Origin of the sequence: Glycomyces sp. TRM65418 (assembly GCF_019710475.1) — a bacterium.
Classification (GTDB): Bacteria; Actinomycetota; Actinomycetes; order Mycobacteriales; family Micromonosporaceae; genus Glycomyces.
On the sequence record NZ_JAJFAX010000007.1, the window covers coordinates 242,138 to 253,407 of the forward strand.

The window sequence follows — 11,270 nt, forward strand, 5'->3', positions numbered from 1 at the left end:
CGCGGCAGCGGCATGGGCCGGGCCCGTCGCTCCGCGTGGAGCGACGGGCCCGGCCGGTGCCCGCGAGGGCTATCCGACGACGGCTCCGGCGCCCAGGAGCGCCTTGAGGTCGGCCGACAGCTCGACCGAGGGCCGCACCCGCCAGGCGTCGCCCAGCGCCAGCACGGTGGTCTTCGGGCCGTTCGCCAGCTGCACCCGCACCTGCGCTTCGCCGCGGTGGGTCTTGAACGTGTCCGAGAGCTTCTCGATGAGGTCCTGGTTCACCGCGGAGGCCCGCAGCGCCAACGTGATCGGCGCCGAGTTCGCCTCCGGGCCCGTGGAGGTGTCGAGGACGGCGAGGTCCTGGGCGATGAGCTGCGCGGTCCCGTCGCGGCGGTCCAGCTTGCCCTTGACGCAGCACACGAGGTCGTCGGCGAGCGAGTCGGACACGAGCTCGTAGGTGTTGGGGAAGAACCGGACCTCGATCGAACCGGCGAGGTCCTCGAGCGTGGCCGACGCCCACAGCTTGCCCTGCTTGGTGACGCGCTTGGCGACGTTCTGCAGGATCCCGGCGACGCGCACGTTCGCGCCGTCGGGGAGCTCCTCGCCGTGCAGCGCCGCGATCGGTCGGTCCGCATTGGACGACAGGAGCCGCTCGAAGCCGTTGAGCGGGTGGTCGGAGACGTACAGGCCGAGCATCTCCCGTTCGAACGCGAGCTTGTCGCGCCGCTCCCATTCGTCGTCGGCGATGGTCAGGTCGACGCCGAGGGTCTCGGTCGTGTCGGCCATCATGCCGCCGAACAGGTCGAACTGGCCGCGCGCCTCCTCCTTCTTGATGGAGACCATCGCGTCGATCGCCTTCTCGTGCACCTCCGCCAGGCCGCGCCGGGCGTGCCCGAGCGAGTCGAACGCGCCCGCCTTGATGAGCGACTCGACGGTGCGCTTGTTGCACACCGCCGCGGGCACCTTCTGCAGGAAGTCCTTGAAGTCGGTGTAGGCGCCCTTCTCCTCGCGGGCCTCGATGATCCCGGCGACGACGTTCGCGCCCACGTTCCGGACCGCGCCCAGGCCGTAGCGGATGTCCTTGCCGACCGGGTGGAACATGTGCCGGGACTCGTTGACGTCCGGGGGCATGACGGTGATGCCCATGCGGCGGCACTCCGAGAGGTACACCGCCGCCTTGTCCTTCGAGTCGCCCACCGAGGTCAGCAGCGCCGACATGTACTCCGCGGGGTAGTTCGCCTTCAGGTAGGCCGTCCAGTACCCGACGAGCGCGTACCCGGCCGCGTGCGACTTGTTGAACGCGTACCCGGCGAACGGGAGCATGATGTCCCACAGGGTCTTGATGGACTCCTTGGAGTAGCCGTTGGCGAGCATGCCCGCCTCGTAGTCGGCGTACATCTTCTCCAGGACGTCGACCTTCTTCTTGCCCATGGCCTTGCGGAGCATGTCCGCCTGGCCCATCGTGAAGCCCGCGAGCTTCTGGGCGATGCGCATGATCTGCTCTTGGTAGACGATGAGGCCGTACGTCTCGGACAGGATCTCGTCCAGCGCCTCCCCGAGCTCGGGGTGCAGCGGCACGACCTCCTGGCGCTTGTTCTTGCGGTCGGCGTAGTTGTTGTGCGAGTTCGCGGCCATCGGACCGGGCCGGTACAGGGCGTTCACGGCGATGATGTCGTTGAACTCGGTGGGCTGCATGCGCTTGAGCAGCTCGCGCATGGCCCCGCCGTCGAGTTGGAACACGCCGAGGCTGTCGCCGCGCGCCAGCAGCTCGTACGCCTTCGGGTCGTCCGTCGGCAGCGTGTCGAGGTCGATCTCGACGCCCCGGTTGAGCTTGATCGCCTCGATCGCGTCGCCGATGACGGTGAGGTTCCGCAGCCCCAGGAAGTCCATCTTCAGCAGGCCGATGTCCTCACAGGACGGATAGTCCCAGCCGGTGATGATCGACCCGTCCGGCCTGGCCCACATCGGGATGCAGTCGATCAGCGGCTGCGAGGAGAGGATCACCGCGCAGGCGTGGACGCCCGCGTTCCGGATCAGGCCCTCCAGGCCGAGCGCGGTGTCGAAGATCTGACGGACCTCGGAGTCGTTCTCGATCAGGCTCCGGACCTCCCCCGCCTCCTTGTAGCGCGGGTGCTCCGGGTCCATGATCCCCGCGAGCGGGATGTCCGTGGCCGCCACGGGCGGCGGCAGCGCCTTGGTGATGCGCTCGGCGATCGAGAAGCCGGGCTGGCCGTGGTGGACGCGCGCGGCGTCCTTGATCGCGGCCTTGGTCTTGATGGTGCCGAACGTGATGACCTGGGCGACGAACTCCTTGCCGTACTTCTCGGTCGCGTACGTGATCATCTCGCCGCGGCGGCGGTCGTCGAAGTCGATGTCGATGTCGGGCATCGAGACGCGCTCGGGGTTGAGGAACCGCTCGAACAGCAGGCCGTGCTCGATCGGGTCGATGTTCGTGATCTTCATGGCGTACGCGACCAGGGAGCCCGCGGCCGAACCGCGGCCCGGGCCGACGTAGATCCCGATCGACCGGGCGTGGTTGATGAGGTCGGCAACGACGAGGAAGTACGACGGGTACCCGGCGTTGATGATGACGTTCAGCTCGAGCTCGGCCCGCTCCAGGTACTCGGCCGGGACGTCCCGGCCCGGGAAGCGCTCCTTGAGCCCCGTCGCCACCTGCTCGCGCAGCCACGTGCCCTGGTCGTGACCCTCCGGGACCTCGATGATCGGCATCCGGTCCTGGACGGCGAAGATCTCGTCGTACGGCTCGACCATGTCCGCGACCAGGAGCGTGTTCGCGCAGCCCTCCTGCCACAGGTCGTCGGACTTGATCCCGTACATCTCCTGCGCCGAGCGCAGGTAGTAGCCCTCGCCGTCGAACTTGAACCGCTTCGGGTCGTCCAGCGTGGTCCCCGACTGAACGCACAGCAGCGCCGCGTGCGTGCTCTTCTGGTCCTCGGTCACGAAGTGGGAGTCGTTCGTGACCAGCGGCGGGATGCCCATCTTGCGGCCCATCTCGTACAGCTCGTCCTTGACGCGCATGTCGATCTGGTTGTCGTGGTCCATGATCTCGAGGAAGAAGTTCTCGGGCCCGAAGATGTCCCGGTAGTCCGAGGCCGCCTGGTAGGCCTCCTTCAACTGGCCCAACCGCATCCGGGTCTGGACCTCGCCGGAGGGGCAGCCGGTGGTCGCGACGATCCCCGAGCCGTACTGCGCGATGAGCTCCCGGTCCATGCGCGGCTTGTAGTAGTAGCCCTCGAACGAGGCCATGCTGGAGAGCCGGAACAGGTTCCGCAGACCCTCCGAGTTCTTCGCGACCATCGTCATGTGCGTGTACGAGCCGCCACCGGAGAGGTCGTCGCCGCGCTGGCTCGGCTCACCCCAGAAGACGGGCTTCTTGTGGAAGCGGCTCTGCGGCGCGATGTACGCCTCGATCCCGAGGATCGGCTTCACGCCGGCCTTCTTCGCCTCCTGGTAGAACGCGTAGCCGCCGTACATGTTGCCGTGGTCGGTCATCGCGAGCGCGGGCTGTCCCAGGCGCTGCGCCTCCGCGAACAGGGGTTTGAGTTTCGCGGCCCCGTCGAGCATCGAGTACTCGGTGTGCACATGCAGGTGGACGTACTGGTTCGACACGCTTCGCTCCCGCTTTGACCTCTGGTTTCACCCCCGGGAGGCCCTCGCGCGATGTCCTCGGAACACCGGCGGGGGCGGCCCGGTTCAGACCTTCAAGCCTATCCCCCCGCGCCTCGCGGCCGCGCCGACTCCGGACCCCCGATGCCCTCCGCCTCACCCTCCCGGGCCGCCGCCGCGAAGGCCGCCGCGGTGGCCTCGTCGAGGGGGAAGAACAGCTCGACGGCCAGCTCCGAGACCGTGATGTCGCGGGGCGCGCCGAAGGTGGCGATCGTGGTGAACATCGACAGCTCGCCCCGGGCCGAGCGCACCCGCAGCGGCAGCGCGAACGGGCTCGGCGCCGCGCCGTCCCACCCGCCGTCGTCCTCGGCGACCGGCTCGCGGTGGCGGACCTCCTCGATCAGCTCGGCCACCACCGGGTCGTCGTCGATCGCCGCCTGGGCCCGCAACCGGTCCAGGAAGTACTGCCGGACCTCCGCGAAGTTCCGCAGCCTCGGCGCGAGCCCCCGCGGGTGCAGCGCGACCCGCGACAGGTTCACGCGGCCGCTGAGCAGGTCCGGGTCGACCTCTTCCATGAGGACCCCGGCGCCCGCGTTGAAGTCGAGCAGGTTCCCGTACCGGTCGACGACCACCGCGGGGAGCGGGTCGTGGTGCTCCAGGATCATCCCGATCGCCTGCCGGGCCGCGGCCAGCCGCTCGTCCCAGTAGTCGGTCTCGGCCCACGCGGGCGCGTAGCCGGCCGCTACCAGCAGCGCATTGCGATCGCGCAGCGGCACGTCCAGGGCCTCGGCCAACCGGAGCACCATCTGGCGGCTGGGCTCGGCCCGGCCGGTCTCGATGCGCGAGAGATGCCGCGCGGACACTCCCGTCTGGACGGACAGGTCGAACTGGCTGACGCGGCGGCGCCCGCGCCACTGGCGCAGCAGCGCGCCGAACGCGGTGAGGTCCGCGGCGGGAGAAGTCTGGGTGGTCACCGGCGCAATGATAGCCATCGCGGGGACCGGGGACCATGACCTCTGAGGTCATTGCGGACCGGACCGGACGGGCCCAGGATTGGCCGAAAGCGGGACGCCCCGAGCCCCGCCCGACGACTGGGAGGCAACCCCATGACCACGATGACCGCCGACGCCACCGACGCTCAGACCCGACTCCGCGGCGTCCTCCGCCTGGACGCCGCCGCCTGCGCCGCGTTCGGCGTCCTCATGACCGCCGGTGCGCCCCTGGTCGACCGGCTCTTCGGACTGGCACCGGCCTGGGCCGTGCCGTTCGGCGTCTACCTACTGGGCTGCGCGGTCGCGCTGGCCCTGGTGGCCGGATATCCGGACCTGGTGCGCGGCCAGGTGATCGGCGTGGTGGCGAACAACGTCGTCGCCGCGGCGGCGATGGCGGCGCTGCCGTTCACCGGGCTGGTCGACCTGACGGCGGCCGGCTACGCGCTGATGCTCGCCGGGGCGGCGCTGGTGGCGCTGTTCGCCGTGATGGAGGAAGCGGGCGTGCGGCGGCTGGCCGCCTGATGAAGCGGAGGTCCGGGAGCGGCGGCGACGCCGCTCCCGTCCTGCTTTTACCACTCCGGACAGCCCGCACCGAACAATCCACAGGCCCCATTGAGTTATCCACAGGCCGAAAAATACTTCTTGCCGGTAGTCGTCATGTCACGGACAGTTGATCTATGAACATGACACAGGCGAGAATCCGGCTCAACGGCCCCACCGACCTCCTCAGCACCATCCCGCTGCTGCTGGGCTTTCATCCCCAGCACAGCCTGGTCGTGGTCGGTCTCATCGGCGGCGAGCTCCAGTGCACGTTCCGGGCGGACCTCCCCGGCTCGGCCGATCATCTGGAGCATCTGCCGGACCTCACCGCGCAGCTCAGCCTCAACGAATGCGACGGCTGCGTGGTCATCGCCTACGGCGAGGCCGACCTCGCGCAGGCGGCGGTCGAGCGGGCGGCCGCCCGGCTCGACGCCGCCGGGATCGAACCGCTCGACCAACTGCGCGTGTCCGACGGCCGCTGGGCCAGCCTCACCTGCGAGAAACCCTGCTGCCCGCCCGAGGGCTCGCCGGTCCCGGAGACCACGGCGGCCTCCTGCGAGGTCGCGGTGGCCGGCGGGTACGCGGCCGCGGACCGCAGCGCGATCGCCGCCCAACTCGCCCCGGCCGCGCCGGGCCCACGAGCCACGGTGGCGCAGGCGGTGACCGAGACGCTCAACGCCGAGGCGGAACTGGACTGGCCCACCCAACGGTCGGTCGACCTCCACGCGATCGACCACTGGATGAGCGCGAGCGCCCTGCCCGGCCCCGACGACATCGCCGCGGTCGGCCTCGCCCTCGGCGACCTGGACATCCGCGATTACGCGCTGCGGCGCATCAACACCGGCACATTCGAAGGCAACCGGGTGGATCTGTGGATCTGGGTGGCCCGGCACATGGAGGACGACCTGGTCGCCCCGGCGGCGACGGTGGCGGGCTTCGCCGCCTACCGCCTCGGCAACGGCGTGCTGGCGCTGGAGGCCCTCGAACTGGCCCTGCGCTCGAGCCCGCACTACCGGCTCGCGCAGATGCTCATGGCGGCGCTGCAGGCGGGCATACCGCCCGGCGCGCTGTCGCGGATCGGCTGCGGCGACCGAGAAGCAGCAGAGGTCAACGAATAGGCACGCTGCCGCCGATCCCGCAGCAATAACAGTCCGTGAATCCCTCGTGAACCGGCATCGAGATCGATACCCCGGTGAAGTCCCCGATCCAATGCAGAGGCGGCGAAAGGCAGGAGATGACCAATCGAATCAGGCGGAGACAAGGCGTCGGTGAAGGCACCACGGCACCCCGCGAGCGCGGAGTGATCGCTACGCTGGGGTCATGGCTGAGCACGCGAACCGTTTCGCAGCGATCGTTCTGGTGGGCGGCAGGGCCCGGCGGTTCGCCGGATGCGCGAAGAGCGAACTGGTCGTCGGCGGTGCGACGATCCTGGAACGGATGCTGGCGGCGACCGAGGAGGCGACGCCACGGGTGGTGGTGGGCGCGCGGCCCGCCGACGCCCGGCCCCTGCCGGAGGGGGCGCTCCAGCTCGTGGAGAACCCGCCGCGCTCCGGCCCGGCCCGGGCGGTGCAGGCCGGTCTGGCGAAGGTGCCGGACGACTGCGAGCGAGTGGCGATCCTCGGCGGTGACCTGCCGTTCCTGTGCTCCGGCGCGCTGCGGCTGCTCAACGAGCAGGCGAACGCGGCGGGTCCGAAGAGCGGTGCGGTGTTCTGCGACAACGCGGGCCGCCGGCAGTGGCTGTGCGGCCTGTGGCCGACCGCCCTGGTCCGGCAGAACGCGGCCGGCATCGAGCCGGGCGCTCCGGCGAGGCTCCTGTTCACCGGGATCGACGTCGAGACCGTCACGTGGGAGGACCCGACTCCGCCCCCGTGGTTCGACTGCGACACCCCGGACGACCTCACCCAGGCCCGAACCTGGGCGGAGACACTGAGCTAGCGCTTCGACCCGAACCGTGACGGACGGCTCCGGCCCGGACCCCAGGCCGAATCCGGTCCCAGGTCCAACTCCGGCTCCTGGATCGGTACTGGTCCCGCCCTCGGCTCCAGTCTCGGCTCCGGCTCCGGCTCCGGCTCCGGCTCCGGCTCCGGCTCCGGCTCCGGCTCCGGCTCCGGCTCCGGCAGAATCTACCAACAACGGTCCGACCTCGGCCGGACCGTGAGGACGGTCAACGACGACCGTCGGCCGATCGCCCGAGGCGTCGGCCCGACACATGCTGCACGTCAACAACATCGGGGTGGGTGGGCGAGGGGGGCGGGGGGGAGGGGCCCCCAAAGAGGCAGAGGTCGAAGCCGAGCCGCCTCGCGGCGGCCCGGCCTCAGACGACGTCGAACCGGTTGTCGAGCACGCCGGTCTGGAAGAACGTGATGACCGCCAGCACCACCAGCAGCGCCCCGAAACCGACCCAGTGCAGCTGCCGCCGCTCCCGCGGCGTGAAGGTCAGGATCGCACCGCAGATCAGCCCGCCGACGAGACCGCCGACGTGGCCGGCGAGGCTGAAGCCCCAGACGATCGTCAGCACCAGGTTCAACCCCAGGAGCACATAGATGCCCTGGTTGTCGCGCCGGAGCTTGCGGTTGATCATGATCATCAGGCCGAACAGCCCGTACACCGCGCCCGAGGCGCCCGCGGTCACCGACCCGAACGAGAACAGGTAGACCGCGACCGATCCCGCCAAGCCCGACAGCATGTAGGCCGTGAGGAACCGCGCGGGGCCGAGGTCGCGTTCGAGGACCCGCCCGAGCAGCCACAGCACCACCATGTTGAACAGCAGGTGGATGAGGCCGAAGTGCAGGAACATGCCGGTGATCATGCGGTAGTAGCCGCCAGCGGCCACGACCGGCGCGGTGAACGTGAATCCGAAGAGGTCCACCGGCACCTCGTTCGGGATCCCAGGGTGGAACCCGATCTCGGCGCCGAACAGGTGCAGCGGCGTCAGCACCGACGACATCGCGGCGGCGAGGTCGCCGGCCGAGACGATCGCCAGCACGAACACGGCCACGTTCGCGGCGATGAGCGCCTTGGTGACCGTGCCCGCCGCACCAGCCTGAGCCCTGCCGCCGAACGTGGAGCGCGCCTGGCGCACCGTCCGGCGGCCTTGGGCCACGCAGTCGGGGCACTGGAAGCCGACGGGTGCGTCGATGCGGCAGTCGGCGCAGATCGGTTTGTCGCAGCGGACGCAGCGCAGGTAAGTCTGGCGGTTCCGGTGGCGATAGCAGACCGGGGCCGACTGCTCTTCGCTCATCGAGGCGTCGTTACTTCTCGATGACGACGGACTCGATGACGATGTCGTTGACCGGGCGGTCCATCGGGCCGGTCGCGGTCTTGCCGATGCGGTCGACGACGGACTTGGAGTCCTCGTCGGCGACCTTGCCGAAGATGGTGTGGCGGAAGTTCAGGTGCGGGGTCGGGCCCAGCGTGATGAAGAACTGCGAGCCGTTGGTGCCGGGTCCGGCGTTGGCCATCGCGAGCAGGTACGGCTCGCCGAAGTGCAGGTCGGGGTGGAACTCGTCGCCGAACTTGTAGCCGGGGCCGCCGCGGCCGGTGCCGGTGGGGTCGCCGCCCTGGATCATGAATCCGTCGATGACGCGGTGGAAGATGACCCCGTCGTAGTACGGGCCCGAGCCGGTCTGGCCGGTCTCCGGGTCGGTGTACTCCTTCGTGCCCTCGGCCAGACCCACGAAGTTCGCCACCGTCTTGGGCGCGTGGTTGTCGAACAGGTCGATCGTGATGTCGCCTGCATTGGTCTTCAGCGTCGCCTTCGTCATGGCGTCAATGGTGCCAGACGGCCGAGGTTCGTCCAACTTTCTCCCCCGTTTCCCTCGACGGGTGTCGCGACCCGGTGCACGATGAGACTTACAGGCACTCAGAGGAGGCATTCACTATGGGCTTCAGCCGACATGCCACGACTCCGACCAAGGAGGCCGTGGATCATTTCACGCAGGGTGTGAACTCGCTGAGGAACGCGGGCTACGCAGCGGCCAGGGGAACGAAGGACGCCGCCGCGCCGAAGGTCAACGTCGTCCTGACGAAGGTCGGACTCAGGAAGCCGCCGGCGCGCAAGTGGCCGTGGGTCCTGGGGGCGATCGGCGCGGGACTCGCGATGGGGGGCGCCGCCGCGTACGTCTGGTACCGGCAGCGGACCGAGTCGATCGGGGAGGCGCTCCTCACGGACGAACTCCTCGACGACACCGAACCCGAGGAACGGAACCGGGCCCTCACCGAAGAGCTCGTCGACAGCGTCTCCCGTTGAGGCCCCGGGCCGCTGCGGCGGCACCGGAGTCGCACGGCGCCGGAAACGGACGCCCACGCGTCGCGGTGACGTCGGCGGTCGGGGCGCTGAAGTGAAGTGAAGTGCGGGGCACTGGCCGGCGGCACGGCCGGCCGGGGCCCGAGTGCGGCCACCGGGCAGGACCGGGAGGCGGCATGACGATCGGGGATCCGCAGCGACGCGGGTCCCCGAAATCGTGTCCGCGCCCCACGGCCGCGCGGCGGGACGGACGGCGCGGGAGATGGCGACGCCGGACCGGTGCCTCGCCCCAGGGGGGAGTGGGCGAGTCCACCGGCCCGGCGTCAACGGGGGCGGAATGCGGTCGTTTCGCGGCGAGCCGCGGTCACGCACCGATTCTCGCGCTCCGCATCCGTTCTGGGAAGAGGGCCGTGACGGCGGTTATACGCCGCGGCGCCCCATCGCCCTCCATTGTCGACGATCCGTGATCGATCGGGCACGGATGGTGCCGCTATCGGCCGCGAGAGACCTCGACGGCCTTCGCGAGACGGCGCACGCCCTCGTCGATCCGGTCGGCCTTCACGGCCGAGTAGGCCAGGCGCAGGCAGGTTTCGCCGCCTTCGATGACGAAGTCGGTGCCCTTGACGACCTGGACGCCCTCGTCGGCGGCCGCCGCCGCGACCTTCGCGCAGTCGACGCCCTCGCCGAGGTCCACCCACAGGAAGTAGCCGCCGTCGGGCACGATGAACTCGGCGTTCGGCAGGTGCGCGCGCAGCGAGGCCGAGAGCTGGTCGACCCGCTCCTCCAGCGCGGCCTTGACGGTGGCGATCGACCGGTCGAGCGCGCCGGAGGCCGCGAACTGGTGGATCGTGGCCTGCGCGAACATGTTCGGCGCGATGTAGGTGTTGGTCGCGGCGCGGGCGATCGCGGCGATGATGTCGGCGGGGCCGACCAGGTAGCCGGTGCGCAGGCCCGGGCAGACGGTCTTGGAGAACGAGCACGCGTACACGACGCGGCCGGACTCGTCCTGCTCGAGCATCGTCGGGAGCTGCTCGCCGCGGAAGCGGATGTCGTAGTACGGGTCGTCCTCGAAGATCGTGAACTCGTACTCCTCCGCGAGCTGGAGCAGCCGGGTGCGCTTCTCGCCCGAGAGCGTCACGCCCGCCGGGTTCTGGAAGTTCGGGATGATGTGGGCGAGGGTCGGCCGCACGCCGCCCTTGAGGAGGGTCTCGAGCTCGTCGACGTCGAGGCCGTCGTCCTCGAGGCGCACGGGGTGCAGCTCGCCGCGCCGGTTGCGCAGCCCGAGCAGGGTGCGGTCGTACGTGGGCCGCTCGACGATCACCGGCGAGTCGGGCTTGACCAGCTCGTCGAAGAGGAACGCGTCGGCCTGCATGGAGCCGTTGGTGACGAGCACGTTCTCGGGCTTGACGCCGTGCTTGGCGGCGATCCACTCGCGCAGCGGGCCGTAGCCCACGGACGTGCCGTAGCCGGTGACCCCGGCCGGATCGGCGTCGAGCGCGGCGACGGCGGCGGCCTTGAGCCCTTCGGTGTCGACGATGTCGAGCGACGGGGCGCCCCTGGAGAAAGAGATGACGTCGGTGTTCGGCATGCCACCAGCGTAAGGGGCTCGCCCGAGGGACGTCGACCGGTAGGTGCGCCGTCCACGGAGCGGCCACCGGCCGGTACGCAGGGTCACGGCCGCGCACCGCGCGGCACGGTCCGCAGCGGGCTCGGGCGACCGCCGTTCGGTGAAGGGCCCCGCGACCCCGGTCGTCCGCCGAGCCGTCCGCGACGACGGCTCCTACGCCGTCGCGGAAGCGCCGCTCGGCGGCGGTGCGGCCTGCGACGCGCCGTCCCCCCACTGGATCCCCGGCCTCAGCGCGGTGTCGCCTCGCCGCATCGTC

General features: G+C 70.2%; 9 protein-coding genes. 4 read left to right on the forward strand and 5 right to left on the reverse strand.

The window, feature by feature from the left end; translation table 11 throughout:
• Positions 1–69: 69 nt before the first annotated feature.
• Together dnaE and K3N28_RS16980 are read right to left on the reverse strand one after the other, a co-directional pair.
• Positions 70–3,612 carry a DNA polymerase III subunit alpha gene (dnaE, locus tag K3N28_RS16975; RefSeq protein WP_228093832.1) on the reverse strand — a complete coding sequence of 1,181 codons (3,543 nt, stop codon included), beginning with the start codon at positions 3,610–3,612 and terminating at the stop codon, positions 70–72.
• Between the two features lie 98 nt (positions 3,613–3,710).
• Complete coding sequence (locus K3N28_RS16980) at positions 3,711–4,583, reverse strand: helix-turn-helix domain-containing protein (protein WP_228093833.1); 873 nt, start codon at positions 4,581–4,583, stop codon at positions 3,711–3,713.
• 132 nt (positions 4,584–4,715) lie between these two features.
• Here K3N28_RS16980 and K3N28_RS16985 point away from each other — a divergent pair, with 132 nt between their 5' ends.
• From K3N28_RS16985 to K3N28_RS16995, 3 genes are all read left to right on the forward strand, one after another.
• On the forward strand, positions 4,716–5,123 hold the full coding sequence (locus K3N28_RS16985; RefSeq protein WP_228093834.1) for a hypothetical protein: 408 nt from the start codon (positions 4,716–4,718) through the stop codon (positions 5,121–5,123).
• Between the two features lie 155 nt (positions 5,124–5,278).
• Positions 5,279–6,259, forward strand: coding sequence for a DUF4192 domain-containing protein (locus tag K3N28_RS16990; RefSeq protein WP_228093836.1), 981 nt, complete (start codon positions 5,279–5,281; stop codon positions 6,257–6,259).
• Positions 6,260–6,461: 202 nt separating this feature from the next.
• Entirely contained in the window at positions 6,462–7,076 is a 615-nt protein-coding gene (locus K3N28_RS16995) for a molybdenum cofactor guanylyltransferase (RefSeq protein ID WP_228093838.1), read from the forward strand.
• Positions 7,077–7,455: 379 nt separating this feature from the next.
• Here the strand turns inward: K3N28_RS16995 and K3N28_RS17000 are convergent, their stop codons facing one another.
• Both K3N28_RS17000 and K3N28_RS17005 read right to left on the reverse strand, forming a co-directional pair.
• On the reverse strand, positions 7,456–8,382 hold the full coding sequence (locus K3N28_RS17000) for a rhomboid family intramembrane serine protease (RefSeq protein WP_228093841.1): 927 nt from the start codon (positions 8,380–8,382) through the stop codon (positions 7,456–7,458).
• Between the two features lie 10 nt (positions 8,383–8,392).
• Entirely contained in the window at positions 8,393–8,905 is a 513-nt protein-coding gene (locus K3N28_RS17005) for a peptidylprolyl isomerase (protein WP_228093843.1), read from the reverse strand.
• Positions 8,906–9,063: 158 nt separating this feature from the next.
• Here K3N28_RS17005 and K3N28_RS17010 point away from each other — a divergent pair, with 158 nt between their 5' ends.
• A complete protein-coding gene (locus K3N28_RS17010) occupies positions 9,064–9,390 on the forward strand; it encodes a hypothetical protein (protein ID WP_228093845.1) in 327 nt (108 codons plus the stop codon).
• Positions 9,391–9,877: 487 nt separating this feature from the next.
• On the opposite strand, the gene K3N28_RS17015 is transcribed toward K3N28_RS17010, so the two are convergent.
• Positions 9,878–10,975 (reverse strand): PLP-dependent aminotransferase family protein, encoded by a 1,098-nt coding sequence (locus K3N28_RS17015; protein WP_228093852.1) that lies wholly within the window; start codon positions 10,973–10,975, stop codon positions 9,878–9,880.
• Positions 10,976–11,270 lie beyond the last annotated feature (295 nt).

Coding starts and splice junctions, on each gene's coding strand:
- K3N28_RS17000 (WP_228093841.1), bottom strand. CDS start 8,382: ATGAGCGAAGAGCAGTCGGCCCCGGTCTGCTATCGCCACCGGAACCGC.
- K3N28_RS17005 (WP_228093843.1), bottom strand. CDS start 8,905: ATGACGAAGGCGACGCTGAAGACCAATGCAGGCGACATCACGATCGAC.
- K3N28_RS17015 (WP_228093852.1), bottom strand. CDS start 10,975: ATGCCGAACACCGACGTCATCTCTTTCTCCAGGGGCGCCCCGTCGCTC.
- K3N28_RS16995 (WP_228093838.1), top strand. CDS start 6,462: ATGGCTGAGCACGCGAACCGTTTCGCAGCGATCGTTCTGGTGGGCGGC.
- K3N28_RS16990 (WP_228093836.1), top strand. CDS start 5,279: ATGAACATGACACAGGCGAGAATCCGGCTCAACGGCCCCACCGACCTC.
- K3N28_RS16985 (WP_228093834.1), top strand. CDS start 4,716: ATGACCACGATGACCGCCGACGCCACCGACGCTCAGACCCGACTCCGC.